This is a genomic window from Sphingomonas beigongshangi, assembly GCF_016820445.1.
Classification (GTDB): Bacteria; Pseudomonadota; Alphaproteobacteria; order Sphingomonadales; family Sphingomonadaceae; genus Sphingomonas; species Sphingomonas beigongshangi.
On the sequence record NZ_JADHDT010000002.1, the window covers coordinates 386,474 to 409,349 of the forward strand.

Genomic DNA, 22,876 nt, shown 5'->3' on the forward strand with positions numbered 1-22,876 from the left:
CCACGACCCTATATCGGCACGCGATGAATCCGAGCCCCTTCGCCGCATGACCGACCTCGTCGCGCGCCTCGCCGACGGCGTCCGTTCCATTCCCGCTGCGCAATGGGATGCCTGCGCGGGCACGGCCAATCCGTTCGTCAGCCATGCCTTCCTCTTCGCGCTCGAGGATTCGGGCAGCGTCGGCGGGCGCTCGGGGTGGCAGCCGATCCCGATCGTCGTCGACGGCGCCGACGGTCTGCCCGCCGCGATCGCGCCGGCCTATGCCAAGGCGCACAGCCAGGGCGAATATGTCTTCGACCATGCCTGGGCCGATGCGTGGGAACGCGCGGGCGGTAGCTATTACCCCAAGCTTCAGGTCGCCGCGCCGTTCAGCCCGGTGCCGGGGCCTCGGCTGCTGCTGCGCGATCCGGCGGCGGCACCGGCGTTGATCGCCGCGCTGGAGGCGGTCACCGACCGGCACGACCTGTCGTCCGCGCATGCCACCTTCGTCGCGCCCGATCAGATCCCGCTGTTCGAACAGGCGGGCTGGCTCGTGCGCGAGGGAACGCAGTTCCATTGGGCGAACCAGGGCTACGCCAGCTTCGACGAGTTCCTCGATGCGCTCGCCAGCCGAAAGCGGAAGGCGATTCGCAAGGAACGTGCGGCGGCGGTGCAGGGGCTGACGATCCGCCATCTTTCCGGGGCGGCGATACAGCCGGCGCATTGGGATGCCTTCTGGGCTTTCTATCAGGACACCGGCAGCCGCAAATGGGGGCAACCCTATCTCACCCGCGCCTTCTTCGACCTGCTCGGCGCGACGATGGGGGACAAGGTGCTGCTGATCCTCGCGGAGCGTGACGGCGTGCCGATCGCCGGGGCGCTCAACCTGATCGGCGCCGATACGCTCTACGGCCGATATTGGGGGTGCACGCAGGAGGTGCCGTTCCTCCACTTCGAACTCTGCTATTATCAGGCGATCGATGCCGCGATCGCGCGCGGCCTGCGCACGGTCGAGGCCGGGGCACAGGGCGAGCACAAGCTCGCGCGCGGCTATGTCCCCGTGCCGACCTGGTCGGCGCATTACATCCCCGATGCGGGCTTTCGCCGTGCCGTGTCCGACTTCCTGGTGCGCGAACGTGCCGCGGTCGAGAGCGACCAGGCCTATCTGGCGGAGCTGGCGCCGTTCAGGCGCGCGGCAGAATAGGCGAGGGGGCGGCGAGCGGCCTGCGCCGCGGCGGCAGCCAGGCCGGATCGATCGGGATCGCCGGCTGGCGACGGTCGTCGATGCGGTAGAGCACGGAGCGGCCCTCGCGCCAGATCGGGGTCATGCCGGCGACGAATTCCGGGCCATAGTCGGACGGGTTGATCAGCCAGACGTAGTCGAAGGCCTGGCGCGGCAGGATCGCGAGCGAGAGCTTCAGCGGCCGCCACCATTCGCCGCGGCAGCGCCGGTCGGTGACGATCTCCGACGGATCGTGCGCGAAGCGGCCGGCCGGGGTGTAGCGCACGGTCAGCAACTGGGCGCCCGCCATCGACCATTGGTCGTTGGCATAGGCATGCCGCCTGACCAGCGCGATGCCGGGGATGTGCTCGAACCGCGAATAGGTCCAGTCGTCATAGCAATGGCGGCCGACCATCGTCACCAGGCGCGCGCCCACCGGCACGTGGTCGAGGGCCGTGAGCGTCCGGTCGTAGCTTTGCGCGTAGAGCCCATAGCTTGCCGTCTGCGCCGCGACGCGCACGCCGAAGAAGGCGAGGCCGAGCGCCGCGAAGGTCGAGGCACCGCGCAGCGACAGGCCCCGCTTCGGCCGCAGCGCGATCACCGCGATCGCCAGCACGAACGGCGCGAGCCGCATGTCGGCATAGGCCGAGCCGAAGACGATGCGCGGCAGCAGCAGATAGACGGCGAGCAGGAACAGCGCCGACAGCCCGAGGTTGCGCGAATATTCGACCCGCGAATCGCGCACCCCCTTCAGCAGGATGACGAAGAGGATCGTGACGGACACGATGTCGAACGCCATCCAGCGATCGCGCAGCACCATCGTCACCCAGTTGATCTTCGCCTGCCAGTTGAACCAGTCCGTGGTCTGGCCGGTGACATGGTCGCCGGATCGCCAGAAGGCCATCAGCAGGAAGGGCAGCGACAGCGGCAGGCAGCCCAGCCCCGCGCGAACGAACGCCCGCGCCCAGTGGCGCGCGCCCCGGTCCGTCATCTGGTCGTGCTGGCGGATCATCTCCGCCGAGAAGGCGAGCACGCCCAGGACGCCCCAGCCGAACGTGTGGCATACCCAAAGGGCGCAGGACAGCGGCACGAACAGGGCGGCGCGCAGGCGCAGGTGCCCCGTCCGGGCAAGGCGCAGCCACAGCGCGAACAGGTTGAGCGCCAACGCCATCGACAGCGCGAAGTTCACGAAACCGAACTGGAAGGGATAGCTGTACGCGAGCGGCAGCGCGAACAGTGCGGTCGCCGGTATGCGGCCATGGACCTCGCGCGCGATCCAGAGCAATCCGGAAACGGTCAGCGCCGGGATGGCGATGACGATCAGCTTGACCGCCAGTTCCAGCCCGAAGATCGGCGCGAGCGGGATGATCAGCAGGTCGATGCCGAGATTGCCGATCAGCGACCACTGGAAATTGTACCAGTCGGCGAGCCACGGATGCCGGCCGCCGTCGAGCTGCACGGCATAGCGGCCCATATGGCCGGGCAGATCGACCAGCGGCGGGATTTGCGGCCACAGCAAGGGGATGATCGCGACGATCACCATCGCCACGACGAAACTGCGCGTCTGCCACCAGTGCAGCTGTTGATCCTGCATCATACCGCCTTAGTGCGCCGGCTTGGGTGCCGACAAGCGCTTCCGCGTTGATGTGGGATGGGTGCGGCGGCGACGAGATCCCCTCCCGCCGGCGGGAGGGGAGGGCTGTCAGTCGTCGCGCCGGCCGAGCAGGCGCAGGCGCAGCGCGTTGAGCTTGATGAAGCCCGCCGCATCGCGCTGGTCATAGGCGCCCTGATCGTCCTCGAAGGTCACGACCTTTTCCGAGTACAGCGAGTTGGGCGACTTGCGGCCAACGATATAGACGCCGCCCTTGTACAGCTTCAGGCGCACGGTGCCCGAAACCTTCGCCTGGCTGTGATCGATCGCCGCCTGCAGCATCTCGCGCTCGGGGGAGAACCAGAAGCCGTTGTAGATCAGCTCGGCATAGCGGGGCGCGAGCTCGTCCTTGAGATGCGCCGCGCCGCGGTCGAGCGTGATCTGCTCGATGCCGCGATGCGCGAGGTGATAGATGGTGCCGCCCGGCGTCTCGTACATGCCACGGCTCTTCATGCCGACGAAGCGGTTCTCGACGAGATCGAGGCGGCCGATGCCGTGCTTGCGGCCGAGGTCGTTCAGCCGGGTGAGCAGCGTCGCCGGCGACACGCCCTCGCCGTTCAGCGCGACGCCGTCGCCACGTTCGAAGTCGATCGTGATATATTCCGGTGCGTCCGGCGCGTCCTCGGGATTGACGGTGCGGCTGTAGACGTAATCCGGCACCTCCTGCCACGGATCCTCCAGCACCTTACCCTCGCTGCTGGTGTGCAGCAGGTTGGCATCGGTGGAAAAGGGCGATTCGCCGCGCTTGTCCTTGGCGACGGGGATCTGGTGCGCCTCCGCGAATTCGATCAGCCTGGTACGGCTGGTCAGGTCCCATTCGCGCCACGGCGCGATCACCTTGATGTCGGGGTTGAGGGCGTAATAGCCCAACTCGAACCGGACCTGGTCGTTGCCCTTGCCGGTCGCGCCATGGCTGACCGCGTCGGCACCCACCATCTTCGCGATCTCGATCTGGCGCTTGGCGATCAGCGGCCGTGCGATCGACGTGCCGAGCAGGTACAGCCCCTCGTAGAGCGCGTTGGCGCGCATCATCGGGAAGACGTAATCGCGCACGAATTCCTCGCGCAGATCGTCGATGAAGATGTGCTCCGGCTTGACGCCCGCCATCTGCGCCTTCTGGCGCGCCGGCTCCAGCTCCTCGCCCTGACCCAGGTCGGCGGTGAAGGTCACCACCTCGCACTTGTATGTCTGCTGCAGCCATTTCAGGATCACGCTCGTGTCCAGGCCGCCCGAATAGGCAAGAACGACGCGGTTGATCTGATCGGCCACGGCAGCATCCTTCGGCACTTGGGAAAGGGGTATGTCGCCGCGCCCCTAGGGCGAAGCCGCCGCAGGTGCAACGGTTGCGTTCACATCGGGTTTAGGCGGACGGCGCTAGGCGCCGGCGGTCGTTCGCAAAAACGGAAACCAGTCTTGATGTCGCGCCTGTTCCTGCTCGTGCCCCTGATGTTCGCCGCGACGCCCGCGCTGGCCGCGGACAAGGCGCCGGCGAAAACCCCGCAAAAGGTCCAGCCAAAGGCGGCACACGGCGGGATGGAGGTGGATCCCCGCATCCGTGCCGAATTCGAGCGGACCGACGCCAATCACGACGGCTTCCTCAGCCGCGAGGAGATCGACGCCCGCGTCGCCAGGATGGACGTCGGCAAGAGCCGCATGTCGCCGGATCAGGCGAAGATGTTCGCCAACCGCTGGTTCGTCACCGCCGATGCGAATCACGACGGCAAGGTCTCGCTGTACGAGATGCAGGGCCTGTTCCGCGCCATCGCCTCGCGCTACGACCTGAACCACGACGGCGTCATCAGCCTGGACGAGCGTGCCGCGGCGCGCGCGGCGGTGATCGACGGCGGCAAGGGCGCGGCGCCGCAGGGTCGGTGACGGCGCCCCTTCCCCGGCGGGAGGGGCAGGCTCAATCCCGCAGCGCGCGCTCGCCTTCGATCATATAGTCGCGCGTGATCGGCAGTTCGGTGCGGCTGCGCGAGAACTGGATCTGGTAGTTGCACATCCCGCCATTCTCGAACGCCATCGCGGCGCCGGCGAGATAGAAGGTCCACATGCGGTAGAAGCGCTCGTCGTAGAGGCCGACGATCGCATCGCGCGCCGCGACGGTGCGGCGGTACCATTCGTGGAGCGTGTGCGCATAGTGCAGGCGCAGCACCTCGACGTCCGTCAGGAACATGCGCAGCCCCTCGAACGCCGTCATGATTTCCGACAGGGCCGGGTTGTAGCCGCCGGGGAAGATGTACTTGGCGGTCCAGTCGTCCGTGACGCCGGGCTTGCCGAGCCGGCCGATCGTGTGGAGCAGCGTGACGCCGTCCGCCGTCATGAGATCGCGGCACTTGGTGAAGAACGTGCGATATTGCGGCGGCCCGACATGCTCGAACATGCCGACCGAGACGATGCGGTCGAATTTGCCCTCGACCCGGCGATAGTCGATGAGTTCGAAACGCACCTTGTCGGCGACGCCCGCCGCCGCCGCGCGCTCGCGCGCGATCTTGAGCTGTTCCTCCGACAGCGTGACGCCGAGCACCTCGACCCCGAACTTGCGGTTGAGGTAGAGCGCCATTCCGCCCCAGCCGCAGCCGATGTCGAGCACGCGCATGCCGGGCCGGATCGCGAGCTTCGCGGCGATATGCGCGAGCTTGTCCTCCTGCGCCTTCTCCAGCGTATTGGCGGGATCGGTGAAATAGGCGCAGCTGTATTGCTTGTCGCGGTCGAGGAACAGGTCGTAGAGCCGCGCCGACAGGTCGTAGTGATGCGCGACGTTGCGCTTCGAGCGGCGCTCCATGTTGACGCGGTCGATGCGGTGCTTGACCGCCGCGGCCGCCCGCGCGGGGGCGGAGGCACCGAGCCGGTCCTGCCCCGCTTCCCACGGGTCGTTTGCGGTCATCAGCCGGACGAGGCGCATGATGTCGTCGCCGTCGACGCTGATCCCGCCGTCCATGTACGATTCCCCCGCGCCCAGCGACGGATTGGCGAGGATGCGACGGACGACGCCGTCATTGTGGAAGCGCAGCACGACATGGCCGAGGTCGGCGTCGGGCTTGCCGAAGGTGACGGCAGGATGTCCGGGTCGGTGGAGGGTCAGTTCGCCGCGGGTGACAGCGCGGCGGAGGAAGGTGTCGATCAGCGCCATGGCCCGTGTCCGTAACGACCCGCAGGGGCAGAGCGCAACCGACATTGGTAAGGGTTACGGCTATTTCATCTTTACGCCGCGTGCGGGAGGCTCAGATGCCCGCGTACCAGTCGTAGTCGACGTTATCCTCCCAATAGCCGCCCTGGCCCTTGCCGATGCCGTCGAGGCTGGCGACGGCGGTGATCCCGGTCACGTATTTGGCATGCTTGTAGCCGAGTTGCCGTTCGACGCGCAGGCGCACCGGCGCGCCATGCGCGACCTCCAGCCGCCGCCCGTTCATCTTGAGCGCGAGGATCGTCTGGGGATGGAAGGCGTCGATCGTGTCGATCGATTCGTAATAGGGCTGGCCGTTGTAGAGGTCGGCGCAGGTGAAGACGACGTAGCGCGCGCTGCGGCGCAGGCCCGCCGCCTTGAGCACGGTGCCCAGCATCGGTCCCTGCCACTGGCCGATCGCGCTCCACCCCTCGACACAGTCGTGCCGCGTGATCTGGGAGCGGGAGGGCATGGCCGCGAGGTCGGCGAGCCGCAGCGACAGCGGCCGGTCGACCAGCCCGCCGACCGCGAGGCGATAGCTGGCGAAGCCGTCCGCCACCATCGCGGCATAGGCGGGCGTGCCGGGGTCGCGCGTGCCGTTGGCGCGGAAGATCGGCGACATTTGGTCCGGGCGGAACTCCGGCGCGAGCGCGCCGCGGTCCGTCAGCGCGCGCTGCAGCCCCTTGTGCATGTCGTCGCCGGCGAACAGGATTCGTCGCGCGGCGGGCTGCTGGATCACCTTGTCGCAGCCGGCGAGCAGCAGCCCGGCGCCACCGGCCAGCAGGTTGCGGCGGTGAAGAGAGGGGCGGGGCAGGATCATTCGGGCACCCTCCATCGACCGGTGATCATCGAACGCAGTTCGTTGCCCGCGCCCGCCAGGATGACGAGGACGAGATGGATCACCGCGAAGCCGCCGAGGAGGCTTGCCGCGATGAAGTGCACCGACCGCGCCGACTGGCGGCCGCCGAACAGGTCGAGCAGCCACGGCCAGGCAGCGTCCATCCCTGGCGACAGCGCGAGCCCCGTCAGGATCATCACCGGCAATGCGACGAAGAGGACGAGGATGTAGCTCCACTTCTGCAGCGAATTGTACGCGGCCGGATCATCCGCATCGTGGAAGCGGAAGTTCCAGTGATCGCGCACGTCCTCGGCCAGATGCGCCGGACTGACGTCGGCGCGGGTCAGCCGCAGCCGCCGGAAATGTCGGTTGAGCACGCTCGCGATCATGAACGCGGCGAGCCCGAAGGCGAAGACGAGCGCGAAGAAGAGGTGCCAGCGCCGCGAGATGGCGAGATTGTAGCTCGACGGGATCGTCAGCCATGCGGGGAAACGGGGCAGCTGCGCCCAGGCATGGTCGAAGTTGGCGCCATAGCGTCCCCAATAGAGTCGGGGATGCGCATTCGAGATGCCGAGCCCCGAACCGAGCAGGATGAAAAAAGCTATCGCATTGATCCAGTGCCATAGTCGCGTCGTCAGGGCATGGCGACGCAGGATCGTGCCGGGTGGCGACCCGGTCCGGGCGACATCGGGGGCTGGCGCAATCATGATCCATGTGTAGCAGAATTTGCGTCATGACCGAATGGCATTTCTACGAACCCCGCGCCGGCCACGGCCTTGCGCACGATCCCCTCAACGCGATCGTCGCGCCGCGGCCGATCGGTTGGATCGGCAGCGTGTCGCAGGACGGCGTCGCCAATCTCGCGCCGTACAGCTTCTTCAACCTCGTCAACTACACGCCGCCGCTGATCGCCTTCTCGTCGATGGGGTGGAAGGACAGCGTCGCCAATATCGCTGCGACCGGCGCCTTCACCTGGAACCTCGCGACGCGCGACCTCGCGGAGGCGATGAACGCGAGCGCGGCGAGCGTATCGCCGGCGGTGGACGAATTCGCGCTGGCGGGGATCGAGACCGCGCCGTCGCGGCTGATCGCGCCGCCGCGGGTCGCGGCGAGCCCCGCGTCGTTCGAATGCCGGCTGACCCAGCTCATCCGGCTGGAGACGAAGGAGGGGCGCGAACTCGACCAATGGCTGGTGATCGGCGAGGCGGTGGGCATCCACATCGATCGTGCGATGCTGGAGGACGGCGTCTATCAGACCGCCCGCGCGCGGCCGATCCTGCGCGGCGGCGGCCCCGCCGACTATTTCGAGATCGGCGAGGACGCGCTGTTCCGGATGCGCCGGCCGGGGTGAGCCTGTCCGCTCAGCCGTAGGCGCGCCAGAAGAACACCGCCGTGGTCACGGCGGTGACGAGCAATGTCCAGCCTCGGATCGCCCAGGCGGGTGCCCGCGATCCGATGAGCGCGCCGAGCCAGCCGCCGAGGATCGATCCGGCCAGCATCGGCAGGCAGTAGCGCCATGCGATCACGCCGGAGACGACGAAGATGATCGTCGCCGCGCTGTTGGCGACGGCGAGCATCAGCGTGCGCGGCGCGGCGAGGACGGCGGGATGCGCGCCGGTGAGCACGCCCCACATCGCGGTCAGCATCATGCCGACGCCACCGCCGAAATAGCCGCCATAGACGCCCAGCAGCGCCTGCCCCGCCATCACCGCGCGCGAACCGGCGCGGAAGCGGCTCGCCACCCAGTCGGCGGCATGGCGGCCGAGTGCGATCGCGACCGTCGCGGCGAGCAGCAGCCAGGGCACGATGACGTCGAACGCGCGCGCCGGCGTCCATACGAGCAGCAGGCTGCCGACGAGTCCGCCCAGGAAGGTCACGACGGACAGGGTGCGGACGGCGACCCCGCCGATCGGCGCGAGCCCGGCGCGATAGGTCCAGGCGCTGGCGATCGCACCCGGCTGGACCGCGACATTGCTGGTCGCATTGGCCTGTGTCGACGGCAGGCCGAGCGCGATCAGCGTCGGCATGGTCGCGAACGATCCGCCACCCGCCAGCGCGTTCATCGCGCCGCCGAGCACGCCGGCGCCGCCCGCCAGCGTGAGCGATGGCGCGTCGATCAAGCGGCGTCAGCCAATGGCGGCCATCTTCTCGTCCGCCTCGCGGTCGAGTTGCGCGCGGCTCTTCTTCTCGGCGGCGGTCTTGAGCTGTCCGCAGGCGGCATCGATGTCGCGGCCGCGCGGGGTGCGCACGGGGGCGGAGATCCCCGCCTCGAACACGATGTTCGAAAACGAGCGGATGCGCTCCGGCGTCGAGCATTCGTACGGCGCGCCGGGCCAGGGGTTGAACGGGATCAGATTGACCTTGGCGGGCAGCTTGTACTGGCGCAGCAGGCGCACCAGTTCCCGCGCGTCGTCGTCCGAATCATTCTTGTCCTTCAGCATCACATATTCGAACGTGATGCGCCGCGCATTGTTGGCGCCGGGATAGTCGGCGCACGCCTGCAACAGCGCCTCGATCCCGTATTTCTTGTTCAGCGGCACGATTTCGTCGCGAACGTCCTTGGTCACGGCATGGAGCGAGACGGCAAGATTGACCCCTATCTCCTCCCCCGCCCGCGCCATCATCGGCACGACGCCGCTGGTCGACAGGGTGATGCGGCGCTTCGACAGCGCCAGGCCGTCACCGTCCATCACCAGCTTCAACGCGTCGCGGACCGCATCGAAATTGTAGAGCGGCTCGCCCATGCCCATCATCACGATGTTGGTGAGCAGGCGCCCCTCCGGCTGGCTCGGCCATTCGCCCAGCGCATCGCGCGCGAGCATCACCTGGCCGACGATCTCGCCCGGCGTCAGGTTGCGCACCAGCCGCATCGTGCCGGTGTGGCAGAAGCGGCAGTTGAGCGTGCAGCCGACCTGGCTGGACACGCACAGCGTTCCCCGATCGGCATCGGGGATGAACACCATCTCGTAATCCTGGCCGTCCGGCGATCGCAGCAGCCACTTGCGCGTGCCGTCGTTCGACACCTGCGCCTCGACGACGTCGGGGCGGCCGATCACGAACCGCTCGGCGAGCCAGGGATGCTGCGCCTTGGCGATATCGGTCATCTGCGCGAATTCGGTCGCGCCGCGGTTGTAGAGCCAGTGCCAGATCTGCTTGGCACGCAATTTCGCCTGGCGCGCGTCCAACCCCGCCTCGGCGAGCGTGGTGCGCAGCTGCTCCTTCGACAGGCCGATCAGGTCGATGCGCCCGTCCTCCCGCAGCGACGGCGCGCGCGGCACGGGCACAGGATCGATATGGCCCGGAATGGGCATGGGCGGGGACGACACTGTCAGCATGCCCGCGCACATAGGCGAAAACGGCCGTGATTTCCACTCCCGCCCGGAAAGGCTCAGCGCAGGGGCAGGTCGAGTTCCATCATCGCCTCGCTCTCGGGCACGTCGGGAAAGAAGGACAGGCGTCGGCCATAGAGCGGCGCGTCGGCAGGGGCTTCGCCGCTCGGCGGCAGCCAGTCGCAATACAGCACGAGGGCCGCCGCCGCGAGCGCGGCGTCGCCGCCGACGACGCGCAGCATTGCGGCGCGTCCGGCCGGGACGACGTCGCGGTAGAAGCCGGCGGCGCGTTCCTCGTCGGTGGGGAGGTGATCGGTGGCGACCGCGAGGCCGAGGCGATGGTCCGCTGGCGCCACAGCCTCCGGATCGGTATGGAAGAGATTATAGGTATCGTGCCGCGCGGGCGGCAGATGGTTGGCCTTGCGAAAGGCGATGAAGCGGCGGATCGTTTCCCCGAGCCGAGCGGGATCGCCGCGATGCTCCAGAACGACGACGGGAACGGCGGGGCGATCGACGACCACGACATCGGCGGGGGTGGGAACGGTCATCACGTTTCTCCTGGCGAGGGTGAGCGGCGCAAGCGCCCCATGCCACGATGCCCAGTCGGGCGCCGCGCGGAAGGCCGCCGGCGCCTGGCCCAGCCGCGCCCGGAAGGCGCGGGCGAAGGCATCGGGTGCGCCATAGCCTGCGTCGAGCGCGACCGTCGTGACGGTTTCGCCCGCGCGATAGGCGAGCCGGTGCGACGCACGCTCCAATCGCGACAGCTGGACGTACCGATGGAGCGGCAGGCCGAGGCAGGCGGTAAACTGGCGGTGGAAATGATGCGGGGAGAAAGCGGCGAGCGCGCTCAGCCGGTCGAGCGACAGATCGGCGTCGGGATGCCGGTCGATATGATCGAGCACCCTGCGCATCCGCTCGTGATAGCGACGGGTCGTCTCCGCGTGCATCCCATTCCCCGTGTCGTGGCGATCGACGCGATAGCCGCGGGACGCCGCGGCCGGCTCGGCCGATCTTGCCTTTATGCGCCGAGGCAGGCGATTCCCGCCGCGTCGATGGCGGTCGCGGCACCGGCGAGACGGTAGACGTCGGCGAAGGGGGCGCCGCCCGGCGCGACCGCCTCGACGCTCATGCTGCGGCCGCCGCGCAGCGCCGCGACGATTGCGCGATCGCTCGGCGCGTCGGCCGCCCAGGCGTCGCGCGTGTTGGCGACGAGCGCGAAGCGCCGCTCACCGACAGTCAACGTCACCGGTGCCGAACGATCGCGGGCGCGCGACAGGCGCACGTGCAGCGACGCGCGCAACGGGCTGCCCGGCCAGGTCGCGACGCTCGTCCAGCCTCCGGCGCGACCGCCCGCGCGCACCGGGCGTGCAATGGCGAAACAGCGCGCCGGCGTCGCATCCCGAAACGCGCCCCAGCCCTCATATACGCCGATCGTCTCGCGCGCCGCGGCCGGCACGGCAAGCAGCAGCATGGCCGGCAGCAGCCGCGCGATCACGCCGGCGCATGTCCGGTGCCGCGATGCACCAGCGACTCGCGTCCGCCCTCGACCATGACGAGGGATCCCTGCGGCAGGCCGGGAGCGATCGGCGTGGCAAATGCAGGATGCATCGGCGCCCCCGTCATCACGCCGCGCAGGACGCGGCTGGTGATGCCGTGGCTGATCACCAGCCGATCGCCCGGATCGTCGTGCGTCGCCGCAAGCCAGCCGGCGACACGCGCGGCGATGGCCGGATAATCCTCGCCATCCGCCGCCGACCGCAGCAAACCGTCGGGGGTGACGACCGGTCCGACCTCTCCGATCACATCCGCATAATAGCGGCCGCCCCAGCTGCCCATGCCGATCTCGATCAGGCGCGGATCGGTACATGCCGCATGCCAATCGAGCTCGAGATGCTCGGCGATCACCGCCAAAGTCTGCAGCGCGCGGCCGGTCGGCGACGCCCATAAAGTCAGGGCGGGACGTGCACCCAGAAGGTTGCGCAGGACTTTCCCAATCTCATCGGCCTGCGCAAAGCCCGCGCGGGTCAGCGGCGTGTGCAATGCATCGCCCTGGAGACGCTGCGCGGCGTTGAACACGGTTTCGCCGTGACGGGCGATGAAATCGCGCCCGCGGCGCGGCGGATCGGCGTGGCTCATGGCCTCTCTGTGTCCCCGGCTGTGACCGAAAAGCAACGGCTTTGCGCGTTTAGGTGAGGTTCATGCAACGACAGCGGCACTGGCCCATTGGAGCCGTCCCCGCGCCGCGAGACGGTCGGGCGTGTGTGAACAGCATCTTTTGTAACGGAGTATAGTCATGCGTAACCTGATCCTTTCCGCCGCCCTTGCCGGCGCAGCCCTGTCCGCGTTCCCCGCCACGGCGCAGACCACGGGGGCGCCGTTCACCGGTCTGCGCATCGAAGGCGTCGCGGGCTATGACGCGCTGAAGGACGGTCACGGGTCGAGCGACGGCCTGGTCTATGGCGGCGGCGTCGGTTACGACGTGCAGCTCAACAATCTGGTCGTCGGCGCCGAGGGCGAACTGACCGGATCGACCACCGACACGCGCACCGACAATTTCGTCAGCCAGGGCGATCGCTTCCGCGTCGGCATGGGGCGCGACGTCTATCTCGGCGCGCGCGTCGGCTTCCCGCTCAACCCGACGACGCTCGCTTATGCCAAGGGCGGCTATACCAACGCGCGCATCGACACGCGCTACACCAGCGGCACGACCGAGGTGCGCGACCATACCGACCTCGACGGCTTCCGCCTCGGCGCGGGGCTGGAGCATCAGATGGGCGCGAATACTTACATCAAGGGCGAGTACCGCTATTCCAACTACGGCCGCGCCAACGGCTCGGTGGGCAGCTACGACATCGACGCGGATCGGCACCAGATCGTCGCCGGCGTTGGCATGCGTTTCTGAGCGAGCGGCGGTGCAGGCCGGCGTCGTGGAAAGCCGCCCGCGCTAACGCCGCGTTAACCGGAATCGGGGGAGGGGTCGGAGTGCTTGCTCCGACCCCTTTTTCGTGGGTAGAGCTATGGATGGACACGCCCCGGACTCGGGGGACGGGGGTTTTACTATCATGAAGGCGACGATCGAACGCGCGACGCTCCTCAAGGGGCTGAGCCATGTCCAGTCGGTGGTGGAGCGCCGCAACACCATTCCCATCCTGTCGAACGTGCTGCTCGAGGCGACGGCTGAGGGCGCGCTGCGGCTGATGGCGACCGACCTCGATCTCCAGATCAATGAATCGGTCCAGGCGGCGGTCGACCAGCCGGGCGCGACCACCGTGTCGGCGCACACGCTGTTCGACATCGCGCGCAAGCTGCCGGAGGGCGCGCAGGTCCAGCTGACGGCGGCCGAGGGGCGGATGACGATCGTCGCGGGGCGCGCGCGCTTCAGCCTGGGCACGCTGCCGCGCGACGACTTTCCCGTGATCGCCGAGGGCGAGCTGCCGACGCAGTTCGAGATCCCGGCGGAAACGCTGAAGCAGATCATCGACAAGACGCGGTTCGCGATCTCCACCGAGGAGACGCGTTATTATCTGAACGGCATCTTCCTGCACGTCGCCGATGACGGCAGCGAGCCGACGCTGAAGGCCGCCGCGACCGACGGCCACCGCCTCGCCCGCGTCACGCTGCCGCGCCCCGAGGGTGCCGCGGGCATGCCCGACGTCATCGTGCCGCGCAAATGCGTCGCTGAGCTGCGCAAGCTGCTCGACGAGGTCGACGGTTCGGTCGGCGTCTCGCTGTCCGGGACGAAGATCCGCTTCGATCTCGGCAGCGCGATCCTCACCTCCAAGCTGATCGACGGTACCTTCCCCGATTACAGCCGCGTCATCCCGACCGCGAATGACAAGATCCTGAAGCTCGACCCCAAGAGCTTCATGGAAGGCGTCGACCGCGTCTCGACCATCGCGACGGAAAAGACGCGGGCAGTCAAGATGGCGCTGGACCGCGATCGGATCACGCTGTCGGTCACCAGCCCGGAGAACGGCACCGCGGCGGAGGAAGTCCCCGGCGACTATACCGCGCTGCCGTTCGAGATCGGGTTCAACAGCCGCTACCTGCTCGACATTCTCGGGCAGATCGACAGCGATACGGTGGAGGTGCACCTGGCCGACGCCGCCGCGCCGACGCTGATCCGCGAGAACGACAAGGCGCCCGCGCTCTATGTGCTGATGCCGATGCGGGTGTGACGGCAATACGGGCAGCCGCCGCGGCGGCTCGACCTGGCGATTGTGGAGGGCCGTTCCGCCAGGAGCGGCCCTTCTTGTTTTCGGGGAAGACCGACGATATACTGACATCGTTGTAAGTAGGAGCCCGAGTCCGATGGCCAAGCTTCCCCCCTTTCCCGGTACGACCGGTCGCCGTCAGTGGCGCGTCGCCTTCGGGGCGCTGCGCACGCTGCTCGCGAACGGCGACGACACGACGCAGGTGTTCCGCATCATGCGCGCGCTCAACGTCGGCGACACGGCGGCGGCTTACGGCCGGCTGATCGCGAGCGCCGACGGCGGCCGGATGGCGGTGCGCCAGGTCGAGCTGGCGCGGCGTTTCTCCGATCGCGACTGGGTCGCGGGTTTCAAGCCCGGGACGGTCGGCGCCGCCTATCGCGACTTCCTGGAGACGACGGGCTATTCGGCCGACGGGCTGGTCGAGGTCAGCCGCGCCGAGCCAAGCGACGTCGACGTCGAGCATCCCTATGCCTGGATGGGGCGGCGCACGCGGGACGTCCACGACATCTGGCATGTGCTGACCGGCTACAAGGCCGACGAGACGATGGGCGAGGCATGCCTCGTCGCCTTCTCCTATGCGCAGACGCGCGGCCTGGGGTGGGCGTTCATCGCCGGCGGGGCGGCGCTCAAGTCGCTGCGCGTCACGGGCAACCGGCTGTTCGCCAAGGCGGTGATCGAAGGCTATCGCAACGGCAAGCGCGCCGCCTGGCTGCTGGGTGAGGATTATGAGGCACTGATGGACGAGCCGCTCGACGCGGCGCGCGCCCGGCTACGGATCGCCGAGCCGGTCGCCTACAAGCACGCGCAGGTCGAACTGGGCGAGCAATTGTCGTCCTATGCCAGCGCGATGAAGGAACGCGCCGCCGCGCTCGCCTAAGCGGCGCCAATCCTGCTAGGCGCAGGCGCGATGCTGTCGCGCCTCGCCCTGACCGACTTTCGTAATCATGCGGCGCTGCTGCTGACACCCGGTCCGGGCTTCGTCCTGCTGACGGGCGAGAACGGCGCCGGCAAGACCAACGTGCTGGAGGCGGTGTCGCTGCTCGCGCCGGGACGGGGGCTGCGCCGCGCGCCGCTCGCCGACATGGCGCGACAGGGCGGCCCCGGCGGCTTCGGCGTTGCGGCGATGCTGGGCGGCGAGGACGTCGAACTGGCGACCGGCGCACTGGCCACCGCGCCCGACCGGCGGCTGACGCGCATCCAGGGCGCGGCGGCCACTGCCAATGCGCTGACGGAATGGATCACCGTCCTGTGGCTGACCCCCGCGATGGATCGCCTGTTCGTCGAGCCCGCGGGTGAGCGACGGCGGTTCCTCGATCGTCTGACGCTGGCGCTGACACCCGCGCATGGCCAACATGCCGCGCGCTACGAGGCGGCGATGCGCGCGAGGAACCGCCTGCTTGCCGAGGAGGGGCGTCCCGATCCGGCATGGCTCGCGGCGCTCGAGGCGCAGATGGCGGAACATGGCGAGAAGATCGAAGTTGCGCGGCGCAACACCGTCAACCTCCTCGCTGACGCGCTGGCGGAGCAGCCGGAAGGTCCGTTTGCGCGCGCCGGACTCTTGCTCGAGGGGTGGCAGGGCGGTGCCGACCGCCTGCTCGACGACCTGCGGGCGGGACGCGCCCGCGATGCGGCGGCGGGGCGCGCGCTGGTCGGCCCGCATCGCAGCGATCTGGTCGTCACGCATCTCGGCAAGCGGCAGCTCGCGGCCTTGTCGTCGACCGGCGAGCAGAAGGCGCTGCTGCTCGGCATCGTTCTCGCCCATGCCGAATTGGTCGCGGCGCGCGTCGGCCGCCCGCCGGTGCTGCTGCTGGACGAGGTGGCCGCGCATCTTGATCCGCGCCGCCGCGCCGCGTTGTTCGAACGCCTGGCCGGTCGGGGACAGGTGTGGATGACGGGGACCGAACCCGCGCTGTTCGAAGCCATCGGCGCGGAGGCGACCCGTATCGCGCTGGGTGGCGGCTGAATGCCTCCTGTCGGTGCGGCTCATCGCGGGTTCAAGGCGTTTCGGCCACGTCACCCCGGCTGAGAGCGGGGACGAGAAGGAGACAATCGCCATGAAGATGCTGATCACCGCCGCCGCGACCGCCGCCCTGGTCGCGGGCATCGCTACGCCCACGAGCGCGCAGGGCAGAGGTGAGCAGGGCCGCTGGGATTGGGGTCCCGGCGACCGGCCGTATCGCCTGATGGGACCGGGCGTGCGCATGCTGTTTCCGGAGCTGCGCGACAATCCGCGGGGGCGGGCCTTCGTGATGCGCAACTTCGACTGGAACCATGATGGGATCCTGTCCCCGCGCGAGGCGGACGCCGCCAATCGCGCCTTTGCGCAGGCGGCGGGGCCACGTCGCGACCGCTTCGACTGGGATGCGCCCCGCCGGGGAACCGTGGTGGAAGAGCGGACGACGATCATCGAGCGCGGAGCACCGGGCGGCTGGGACCGTCGGGCGATGCACGACTACGGCTTCCGCCAGACGCCGCGCGGGGCGACGCTGACGCTGTCCGAAGATGTCTTGTTCGCGACCGACAGCGACCGGCTCCGCCCCGGCGCGATCGAGAAGCTGCGGCCGCTCGCCGCCTATCTGCGCGCCAATCCCGGCATACGCGTCGCGATCGACGGCTATACCGACAGCCGCGGCACCGACGCGCACAACCAGGACCTTTCCGAGCGTCGCGCCGCCAGCGTCCGTGCCGCCTTCGATCAGATGGGCGTGACGCGCGCGCGGTTCAGCGTCGCCGGCCATGGCGAGCGCGATCCGGTCGCCACCAATGCGACCGCCGCGGGTATGCGCCAGAACCGGCGCGTCGAAGTGACCCTGCTCGGCCGCCGCGCGACGGAATTCGCTCGCTACTGACCGGAACGGCTTTCAGCCCCGTCATCCCGGCGAAAACCGGGATGACGGCGGGCGTGCATGGTCCCATTTCGCTTTCGTTACAGGCGCCCGCTCCCTATATCGGCTGCCATGGCAGAACCTCAGAATAGCGAATACGGCGCCTCCTCGATCAAGGTGCTGAAGGGCCTCGATGCGGTGCGCAAGCGGCCGGGCATGTACATTGGCGACACCGACGACGGATCGGGCCTCCACCACATGGTGTTCGAGGTCAGCGACAATGCGATCGACGAGGCGCTCGCGGGCCATTGCGACCGGATCGACATCCAGCTCAACGCCGACGGCTCGGTCAGCGTGACCGACAACGGTCGGGGTATCCCGACCGGCATCCATCCCGAAGAGGGCGTGTCGGCGGCCGAAGTCATCATGACGCAGCTGCACGCGGGCGGGAAGTTCGAGAATACCAGCGACGACAATGCCTATAAGGTGTCCGGGGGTCTGCACGGCGTCGGCGTGTCGGTGGTCAACGCGCTGTCCGAACATCTCGACCTGACGATCTGGCGCGACGGCGAGGAGCATTACATGCGCTTCGCCCATGGCGATGCCGTCGCGCCGCTGCGCGTCGTCGGCCAGGCGGCGCCGGGCCAGAAGGGGACGCGCGTCACCTTCCTGCCGAGCCCGGCGACGTTCAAGATCACCGAATTCGATTTCGACAAGCTCGAGCATCGCTATCGCGAGCTCGCCTTCCTCAATTCGGGCGTCCGCCTGTTCCTCACCGATGCGCGGCACGATGAGCCCAAGACCGTCGAGCTCTATTACGAGGGCGGCATCGCCGCGTTCGTGAAGTGGCTGGACCGGTCGAAGACGCCGCTGATGCCCGAACCGATCGCGATCAGCGGCCAACGCGACGCGATCGGCATGGACGTGGCGCTGGAGTGGAACGATAGCTACTACGAGAACGTCCTCGCCTTCACCAACAACATCCCGCAGCGGGACGGCGGCACGCATATCGCGGCGTTTCGCGCCGCGCTGACGCGCACGCTCAACAATTACGCCGAAAAGTCCGGGCTCCTGAAGAAGGAGAAGGTGACGCTGACCGGCGACGACATGCGCGAGGGCCTGACCGCGATCGTCTCGGTCAAGCTGCCCGATCCGAAGTTCAGCAGCCAGACCAAGGACAAGCTTGTCTCGTCGGAGGTGCGCGCACCGCTCGAAAGCCTGATGGCGGACAAGCTCGCCGAATATCTCGAGGAGAATCCGGCGCACGGCAAGGCGATCGTCGCCAAGATCATCGACGCCGCCGCGGCGCGCGAAGCAGCGAAGCGCGCCCGCGAACTGACCCGGCGCAAGGGCGTGATGGACATCGCCTCGTTGCCCGGCAAGCTCGCCGATTGCCAGGAGAAGGATCCGGCCAAGTCGGAGCTGTTCCTGGTCGAGGGCGATTCGGCGGGCGGCTCGGCCAAGCAGGGGCGCGACCGGCATTTCCAGGCGATCCTGCCCCTGCGCGGCAAGATCCTGAACACGGAGCGCGCGCGCTTCGACCGAATGATCTCTTCAAAGGAGATCGGCACGCTGATCCAGGCGATGGGCACGGGCATCGGCCGCGACGAGTTCAACGCGGACAAGCTGCGCTATCACAAGATCGTCATCATGACGGACGCGGACGTCGACGGCGCGCATATCCGCACGTTGCTGCTGACCTTCTTCTATCGGCAGATGCCCGAACTGATCGAGCGCGGTCACCTCTTCATCGCGCAGCCGCCGCTGTACAAGGCGACGCGCGGTCGTTCGGAAGTCTATCTGAAGGATGATGCCGCGCTCGACGATTATCTCGTCGAGGCGGGCGTCGGCTCGATGGTGTTCGAGACCGCAGGCGGGCCGCGCTCCGGCGGCGATCTCAAGGCGCTGGTCGATCATGCGCGGCGCATGCGCACGCTGATGCGCTACGTGCCGCGCCGCTACGATCCCTCGATCATCGAGGTGCTTGCGCTGGGCGGCGCGCTCGACCCGACGTTCACGCGCGACCAGCGCGGGGCGAGCGTCGCGGAAGTGACCCGCCGGCTCGACGCGGGCGACGACGAGGCGACCTGGACCGCGCGCTTGACCGAGGATGGCGGCATCCACTTCGAACGGCTGTGGCGCGGCGTCACCGATCATCACATCGTCGAGGCGACCTTCCTGGCGAGTGCGGAGGCGCGCAAGCTGCACACGCTGGCGAGCGAGGAGGCGGACAGCTTCGCCGCCGCGGGCAAGCTGGTGCCGATGAAGGGCCATGCCGAGGCTTCGGACGATCCGACCGACGAGGAGGCGCAGGTGCCGACCACGCTCGCGCGCGGCGAGTCGCGCGTGGCGCGCCCGTCGCAGTTGCTCGACGCCATCCTGGCGGCGGGGCGCAAGGGCTTGTCGATCCAGCGCTACAAGGGGCTGGGCGAGATGAACGCGGAGCAATTGTGGGAAACCACGCTCGATCCCGCGAACCGGTCGATGCTGCGCGTCACCAGCGACGACGTCTCGGCCGCGGACATGATCTTCACCCAGCTGATGGGCGAGGTGGTCGAGCCGCGACGCGAATTCATCCAGGACAATGCGCTGAACGTCGCGAACCTCGACGTCTGACCGCGCGCGCCGTCCCGGACCGATCCGGGATGGCGGCGAGTCCACGATCATGCCGGGCCATCATCATGCCCGGGCAAGGGAGGCAGACATGAAGACCGCACTCGTCACCGGCGCCACTGCCGGGATCGGCGCCGCCACCGTTCGCGCGCTGGCAGGCGCCGGGTGGCAGGTCGTCGCTACCGGCCGTCGTGCCGACCGGCTCGAGGCGCTTGCCGCCGCCTTCGACGGCCGGGTCCACACCGCCGCCTTCGACGTGCGCGATGCGGATGCGACCGGGGCGGCGATCGAGGCGCTGCCCGAAGGGTTTCGTGGGATCGACCTGCTCGTCAACAACGCGGGTCTAGCGCTCGGCACCAAGCCCGCGCAGGAGTCGAGCCTCGCCGACTGGCGCACGATGATCGACACCAACGTCACCGCCCTGGTGGCGATCACGCACCGGCTGCTGCCGACGCTGATCGAACGCAAGGGCGGGATCATCAACCTGTCGTCGGTCGCCGCCACCTACCCCTATACCGGCGGCAACGTCTATGGCGGGACGAAGGCGTTCGTGAAGCAATTCACGCTCGGCCTGCGGTCCGACCTGCACGGCACCGGCGTCCGCGTCGCCTCGATCGAGCCTGGAATGGTCGAGACGGAATTCACCCTGGTGCGCACCGGCGGCAACCAGCAGGCATCCGATACGCTCTATGCCGGCGCTGAGCCGATGACGGCCGAGGACATCGCCGCGACCGTGCTGTGGATCGCGACGCTTCCGCCGCATCTTAACATCAATTCGCTGGAACTGATGCCCGTCAGCCAATCGTTTGCGGGCTTCCAGGTCGCGCGCAAGGGCTGATCGGCGCGTCACGCCGGCGGGGAGGGAGCGCTATTGCGCCCGGGCGCGCTTCGCCGACCCGTCCGTAAGCGCCCAGCGCAGCACCGATCCGACACCCGCCATCCCCGCCCGCACCACCGGGCGGTGGATCGGCGATCGGCCGAGACCGTGCATCGCGCGCGCCCAGTCGGGCAGCAGCGCGATCCCGCCCTCCATCATCAGGGCCCGGGCCGGGGCAAGCGTCGCACTGGCAGGCTGCTGCCGCATCAGGGCCCGTGCCACTTCGCGCGTGCGGTGGTCGGCGCGCAGTTGCGGGCGTACAGAGCGGAAATAGGCCTCCACCTCGTTGCGCGAACGCGGCACGTCGGTTGCGCCCAGCCGTTCGCCGAGCGTCGCCATCTCTGCCAGATAGCGGTCCTGTTCCGCCCCGGACACGTCGGGGTCGCGGTAGCGGCGATAGGCGGCGAGGAACATCGCGACTTCTGCGACATGCACCCAGGTCAGCAGTGCGGGATCGTTGGCGCTGTATGGCGTCCCGTCCGGTAACGTGCCGGCGACGCGATCGTGGATCGATCGGACCCGGTCGATCAGCGCCTCCGCCGTCGCCGTCGCGCCATAGGTGGTGCCGGAAATGAACTGTGCGGTGCGGCGCAGCCGGCCAAGCATGTCCTGGCGGAAGTTCGAATGATCCCACACGCCCGCCAGCGCGCCGGGATGCAGCATCTGCAGCAGCAGGGCGGCGACGCCGCCGGCCATCATCGCGGTGAAGTCGCCATGGACCCGCCATGCAGCGGAGGCGGGGCCGAACAGGCCGTCGTCACCCGGCGGCCGGCTTAGGTCGACGCCGCCGTCGCCGAAGCCGACCAGCCGATGCACCTGATCCTGGATCGCGTCGCGGATATCGCTCATCGCATTCATTTAGTGTAGCGAACGGCGCAAACCAGCGATGGAGACGGATGATGCGGTGGATCGGTGCGGTGGCGGTCATGGCGCTGGCGGGAGCGGCGACGACCCAGGGCCTCGAGGCGCAGACGAATGCGTCGAAGGCGCCCGCGTCCGGCGGGATGGTGGCGCGCGCGCTCGCCGATCCGGCCCGCGTCGACCAGCAGGGTGACGACGAACGGCGCCAGGCGGCGGCCGTCGTCGCCTTCTCCGGCGCCAAGCCGGGCGACACCGTGATCGATTACCTGCCGGGCAGCGGCTATTGGACGCGCATCTTCAGCGGCGTCGTTGGTCCCAAGGGCAAGGTCTTCGCCTATTGGCCCGCCGCGGCGGCGGCGCGCGCCGACAAGAGCCTCACCGCGCTCAAGGCCCGCAACCTCGCCAACGTGACCGCGGAGGTGCAGCCGACCAACCTGCCGACGGCGCCGCAGCCGGTCGACCTGTTCTGGACCGTGCAGAACTACCACGACGTGCCCAATGCGGGCGCGGGCGAGCCGGTGCTGCGCGCCTTCGACACCGCCGTGTACAAGCTGCTCAAGAAAGGCGGCACCTATGTGATCATCGATCACGCCGATGCCGCCGGCACCGGCCTTGCCAACACCCGCACCAAGCATCGCATCGATCCGACGCTGGTGCGCCGGCAGGTCGAATCGGTCGGCTTCCGCTTCGTCGGCGAAAGCAAGGTGCTGGCCAACCCCGCCGACGACCACAGCAAGCCGGTGTTCGACCCCGCCATCCGCGGCCACACCGACCAGTTCGTCTACAAGTTCCGCAAGCCGTAAGTTGCGTGCGCTCCTGCGAACGCAGGAGCCCAGGGGGGGAGGGCGGCGACATTCGTGGCTCTGGGTTCCTGCGTGCGCAGGAACACGGATGTCGCTCAGCCCGCCCGCCGGTCGAACGCCGCCAGCTCGTAGGCGATCGACGCCTCGACCAGCAGCTCCCACAGCTCGCCGACAGCCTCTTCGGGCACGCCGAGCCGCACCGCCTCGGCGCGCGCATTGGCGATCACCTGCGCCTTGCGCGCCTCGTCGCGGACGTGACCGCGCTGCGGCTTGATGCGCGCGGCCGCGTCCATATAGGCGAATCGGCGCGCGAGCAACGCGACCAGCTCGCGATCGAGCGCGTCGACACCGGCGCGGACCTCGGTCATGGTGGTGCAGTCGGGGCCGGCGAGGATCGTCGTCATGCGCCCGCCTGTGCCGGGGCGGCATCATCCTGTCCAGCTTGACTTCGCGCGTCCCCCCCGCTAGGCGCGCGCCTTCGCAACCGCCCCCGCATCC

General features: G+C 68.6%; 23 protein-coding genes. 11 read left to right on the forward strand and 12 right to left on the reverse strand.

What is annotated here, in order from left to right; all coding sequences use genetic code 11:
• Positions 1 to 46: 46 nt before the first annotated feature.
• On the forward strand, positions 47 to 1,183 hold the full coding sequence (locus tag IQ292_RS05130; RefSeq protein WP_203309223.1) for a GNAT family N-acetyltransferase: 1,137 nt from the start codon (positions 47 to 49) through the stop codon (positions 1,181 to 1,183).
• Here IQ292_RS05130 and IQ292_RS05135 read toward each other — a convergent pair.
• The gene (locus IQ292_RS05135; RefSeq protein ID WP_420853650.1) at positions 1,164 to 2,795 is read right to left on the reverse strand and encodes a hypothetical protein; all 1,632 of its coding nucleotides are present in this window, start codon (positions 2,793 to 2,795) and stop codon (positions 1,164 to 1,166) included. The genes IQ292_RS05130 and IQ292_RS05135 overlap by 20 nt on opposite strands.
• A 108-nt stretch (positions 2,796 to 2,903) precedes the next feature.
• Positions 2,904 to 4,121, reverse strand: coding sequence for an argininosuccinate synthase (locus IQ292_RS05140; RefSeq protein ID WP_203309224.1), 1,218 nt, complete (start codon positions 4,119 to 4,121; stop codon positions 2,904 to 2,906).
• Positions 4,122 to 4,268: 147 nt separating this feature from the next.
• Here IQ292_RS05140 and IQ292_RS05145 point away from each other — a divergent pair, with 147 nt between their 5' ends.
• Positions 4,269 to 4,727 (forward strand): EF-hand domain-containing protein, encoded by a 459-nt coding sequence (locus IQ292_RS05145; RefSeq protein WP_203309225.1) that lies wholly within the window; start codon positions 4,269 to 4,271, stop codon positions 4,725 to 4,727.
• A gap of 31 nt (positions 4,728 to 4,758) precedes the next feature.
• Here IQ292_RS05145 and IQ292_RS05150 read toward each other — a convergent pair whose 3' ends face one another.
• The 3 genes from IQ292_RS05150 to IQ292_RS05160 all read right to left on the reverse strand — a co-directional run bounded on the left by IQ292_RS05150 (position 4,759) and on the right by IQ292_RS05160 (position 7,563).
• Positions 4,759 to 5,985, reverse strand: a complete 1,227-nt coding sequence (locus tag IQ292_RS05150) for an SAM-dependent methyltransferase (RefSeq protein WP_203309226.1) — start codon at positions 5,983 to 5,985, stop codon at positions 4,759 to 4,761.
• A 91-nt stretch (positions 5,986 to 6,076) separates the two neighbouring features.
• The gene (locus IQ292_RS05155) at positions 6,077 to 6,838 is read right to left on the reverse strand and encodes a molybdopterin-dependent oxidoreductase (protein ID WP_238940800.1); all 762 of its coding nucleotides are present in this window, start codon (positions 6,836 to 6,838) and stop codon (positions 6,077 to 6,079) included.
• Positions 6,835 to 7,563 (reverse strand): cytochrome b/b6 domain-containing protein, encoded by a 729-nt coding sequence (locus IQ292_RS05160; protein ID WP_203309228.1) that lies wholly within the window; start codon positions 7,561 to 7,563, stop codon positions 6,835 to 6,837. Before IQ292_RS05160 ends, IQ292_RS05155 begins: the two co-directional genes overlap by 4 nt.
• 26 nt (positions 7,564 to 7,589) lie before the next feature.
• Between IQ292_RS05160 and IQ292_RS05165 the strand changes: the two genes are divergently transcribed.
• Complete coding sequence (locus IQ292_RS05165; RefSeq protein ID WP_203309229.1) at positions 7,590 to 8,207, forward strand: flavin reductase family protein; 618 nt, start codon at positions 7,590 to 7,592, stop codon at positions 8,205 to 8,207.
• Between the two features lie 10 nt (positions 8,208 to 8,217).
• On the opposite strand, the gene IQ292_RS05170 is transcribed toward IQ292_RS05165, so the two are convergent.
• The 5 genes from IQ292_RS05170 to IQ292_RS05190 form a co-directional block, all read right to left on the reverse strand.
• Positions 8,218 to 8,976, reverse strand: coding sequence for a sulfite exporter TauE/SafE family protein (locus IQ292_RS05170; protein ID WP_238940801.1), 759 nt, complete (start codon positions 8,974 to 8,976; stop codon positions 8,218 to 8,220).
• Positions 8,977 to 8,982: 6 nt separating this feature from the next.
• Positions 8,983 to 10,191, reverse strand: coding sequence for a dual-specificity RNA methyltransferase RlmN (rlmN, locus tag IQ292_RS05175; RefSeq protein ID WP_203309230.1), 1,209 nt, complete (start codon positions 10,189 to 10,191; stop codon positions 8,983 to 8,985).
• Positions 10,192 to 10,244: 53 nt separating this feature from the next.
• Positions 10,245 to 11,132, reverse strand: a complete 888-nt coding sequence (locus IQ292_RS05180; protein WP_203309231.1) for an AraC family transcriptional regulator — start codon at positions 11,130 to 11,132, stop codon at positions 10,245 to 10,247.
• Positions 11,133 to 11,203: 71 nt separating this feature from the next.
• Positions 11,204 to 11,656 (reverse strand): hypothetical protein, encoded by a 453-nt coding sequence (locus tag IQ292_RS05185; protein ID WP_203309370.1) that lies wholly within the window; start codon positions 11,654 to 11,656, stop codon positions 11,204 to 11,206.
• Between the two features lie 20 nt (positions 11,657 to 11,676).
• Entirely contained in the window at positions 11,677 to 12,321 is a 645-nt protein-coding gene (locus IQ292_RS05190; RefSeq protein ID WP_203309232.1) for a histidine phosphatase family protein, read from the reverse strand.
• Between the two features lie 157 nt (positions 12,322 to 12,478).
• On the opposite strand from IQ292_RS05190, the gene IQ292_RS05195 reads away from it, so the two are divergent.
• The 7 genes from IQ292_RS05195 to IQ292_RS05225 all read left to right on the forward strand — a co-directional run bounded on the left by IQ292_RS05195 (position 12,479) and on the right by IQ292_RS05225 (position 20,675).
• Positions 12,479 to 13,087: an outer membrane protein gene (locus IQ292_RS05195; RefSeq protein ID WP_203309233.1), complete on the forward strand. Its 609-nt coding sequence runs from the start codon at positions 12,479 to 12,481 to the stop codon at positions 13,085 to 13,087.
• A 160-nt stretch (positions 13,088 to 13,247) separates the two neighbouring features.
• Positions 13,248 to 14,363, forward strand: a complete 1,116-nt coding sequence (gene dnaN, locus IQ292_RS05200) for a DNA polymerase III subunit beta (RefSeq protein WP_203309234.1) — start codon at positions 13,248 to 13,250, stop codon at positions 14,361 to 14,363.
• Between the two features lie 133 nt (positions 14,364 to 14,496).
• A complete protein-coding gene (locus IQ292_RS05205; RefSeq protein WP_203309235.1) occupies positions 14,497 to 15,276 on the forward strand; it encodes a Coq4 family protein in 780 nt (259 codons plus the stop codon).
• 30 nt (positions 15,277 to 15,306) lie between these two features.
• Positions 15,307 to 16,362, forward strand: a complete 1,056-nt coding sequence (recF, locus tag IQ292_RS05210) for a DNA replication/repair protein RecF (protein ID WP_203309236.1) — start codon at positions 15,307 to 15,309, stop codon at positions 16,360 to 16,362.
• A 91-nt stretch (positions 16,363 to 16,453) separates the two neighbouring features.
• On the forward strand, positions 16,454 to 17,248 hold the full coding sequence (locus IQ292_RS17770; protein WP_203309237.1) for an OmpA family protein: 795 nt from the start codon (positions 16,454 to 16,456) through the stop codon (positions 17,246 to 17,248).
• A gap of 108 nt (positions 17,249 to 17,356) precedes the next feature.
• The gene (gyrB, locus tag IQ292_RS05220) at positions 17,357 to 19,840 is read left to right on the forward strand and encodes a DNA topoisomerase (ATP-hydrolyzing) subunit B (RefSeq protein ID WP_203309238.1); all 2,484 of its coding nucleotides are present in this window, start codon (positions 17,357 to 17,359) and stop codon (positions 19,838 to 19,840) included.
• Positions 19,841 to 19,928: 88 nt separating this feature from the next.
• A complete protein-coding gene (locus IQ292_RS05225) occupies positions 19,929 to 20,675 on the forward strand; it encodes an SDR family NAD(P)-dependent oxidoreductase (RefSeq protein WP_203309239.1) in 747 nt (248 codons plus the stop codon).
• Positions 20,676 to 20,705: 30 nt separating this feature from the next.
• On the opposite strand, the gene IQ292_RS05230 is transcribed toward IQ292_RS05225, so the two are convergent.
• A complete protein-coding gene (locus tag IQ292_RS05230) occupies positions 20,706 to 21,563 on the reverse strand; it encodes an oxygenase MpaB family protein (protein ID WP_203309240.1) in 858 nt (285 codons plus the stop codon).
• 47 nt (positions 21,564 to 21,610) lie between these two features.
• Between IQ292_RS05230 and IQ292_RS05235 the strand changes: the two genes are divergently transcribed.
• Positions 21,611 to 22,378 carry a class I SAM-dependent methyltransferase gene (locus IQ292_RS05235; protein WP_238940802.1) on the forward strand — a complete coding sequence of 256 codons (768 nt, stop codon included), beginning with the start codon at positions 21,611 to 21,613 and terminating at the stop codon, positions 22,376 to 22,378.
• Positions 22,379 to 22,473: 95 nt separating this feature from the next.
• On the opposite strand, the gene IQ292_RS05240 is transcribed toward IQ292_RS05235, so the two are convergent.
• Positions 22,474 to 22,782, reverse strand: coding sequence for a chorismate mutase (locus IQ292_RS05240; RefSeq protein WP_203309241.1), 309 nt, complete (start codon positions 22,780 to 22,782; stop codon positions 22,474 to 22,476).
• Between the last annotated feature and the right edge of the window lie 94 nt (positions 22,783 to 22,876).

What these genes read in the sequence shown, in the direction of transcription:
- IQ292_RS05130 (WP_203309223.1), top strand. Translation starts at nt 47, where the DNA reads ATGACCGACCTCGTCGCGCGCCTCGCCGACGGCGTCCGTTCCATTCCC.
- IQ292_RS05135 (WP_420853650.1), bottom strand. Translation starts at nt 2,795, where the DNA reads ATGCAGGATCAACAGCTGCACTGGTGGCAGACGCGCAGTTTCGTCGTG.
- IQ292_RS05145 (WP_203309225.1), top strand. Translation starts at nt 4,269, where the DNA reads ATGTCGCGCCTGTTCCTGCTCGTGCCCCTGATGTTCGCCGCGACGCCC.
- IQ292_RS05150 (WP_203309226.1), bottom strand. Translation starts at nt 5,985, where the DNA reads ATGGCGCTGATCGACACCTTCCTCCGCCGCGCTGTCACCCGCGGCGAA.
- IQ292_RS05155 (WP_238940800.1), bottom strand. Translation starts at nt 6,838, where the DNA reads ATGATCCTGCCCCGCCCCTCTCTTCACCGCCGCAACCTGCTGGCCGGT.
- IQ292_RS05160 (WP_203309228.1), bottom strand. Translation starts at nt 7,563, where the DNA reads ATGATTGCGCCAGCCCCCGATGTCGCCCGGACCGGGTCGCCACCCGGC.
- IQ292_RS05165 (WP_203309229.1), top strand. Translation starts at nt 7,590, where the DNA reads ATGACCGAATGGCATTTCTACGAACCCCGCGCCGGCCACGGCCTTGCG.
- rlmN (WP_203309230.1), bottom strand. Translation starts at nt 10,191, where the DNA reads ATGCTGACAGTGTCGTCCCCGCCCATGCCCATTCCGGGCCATATCGAT.
- IQ292_RS05180 (WP_203309231.1), bottom strand. Translation starts at nt 11,132, where the DNA reads ATGCACGCGGAGACGACCCGTCGCTATCACGAGCGGATGCGCAGGGTG.
- IQ292_RS05185 (WP_203309370.1), bottom strand. Translation starts at nt 11,656, where the DNA reads ATGCTGCTGCTTGCCGTGCCGGCCGCGGCGCGCGAGACGATCGGCGTA.
- IQ292_RS05190 (WP_203309232.1), bottom strand. Translation starts at nt 12,321, where the DNA reads ATGAGCCACGCCGATCCGCCGCGCCGCGGGCGCGATTTCATCGCCCGT.
- IQ292_RS05195 (WP_203309233.1), top strand. Translation starts at nt 12,479, where the DNA reads ATGCGTAACCTGATCCTTTCCGCCGCCCTTGCCGGCGCAGCCCTGTCC.
- dnaN (WP_203309234.1), top strand. Translation starts at nt 13,248, where the DNA reads ATGAAGGCGACGATCGAACGCGCGACGCTCCTCAAGGGGCTGAGCCAT.
- IQ292_RS05205 (WP_203309235.1), top strand. Translation starts at nt 14,497, where the DNA reads ATGGCCAAGCTTCCCCCCTTTCCCGGTACGACCGGTCGCCGTCAGTGG.
- recF (WP_203309236.1), top strand. Translation starts at nt 15,307, where the DNA reads ATGCTGTCGCGCCTCGCCCTGACCGACTTTCGTAATCATGCGGCGCTG.
- IQ292_RS17770 (WP_203309237.1), top strand. Translation starts at nt 16,454, where the DNA reads ATGAAGATGCTGATCACCGCCGCCGCGACCGCCGCCCTGGTCGCGGGC.
- gyrB (WP_203309238.1), top strand. Translation starts at nt 17,357, where the DNA reads ATGGCAGAACCTCAGAATAGCGAATACGGCGCCTCCTCGATCAAGGTG.
- IQ292_RS05225 (WP_203309239.1), top strand. Translation starts at nt 19,929, where the DNA reads ATGAAGACCGCACTCGTCACCGGCGCCACTGCCGGGATCGGCGCCGCC.
- IQ292_RS05230 (WP_203309240.1), bottom strand. Translation starts at nt 21,563, where the DNA reads ATGAGCGATATCCGCGACGCGATCCAGGATCAGGTGCATCGGCTGGTC.
- IQ292_RS05235 (WP_238940802.1), top strand. Translation starts at nt 21,611, where the DNA reads ATGATGCGGTGGATCGGTGCGGTGGCGGTCATGGCGCTGGCGGGAGCG.
- IQ292_RS05240 (WP_203309241.1), bottom strand. Translation starts at nt 22,782, where the DNA reads ATGACGACGATCCTCGCCGGCCCCGACTGCACCACCATGACCGAGGTC.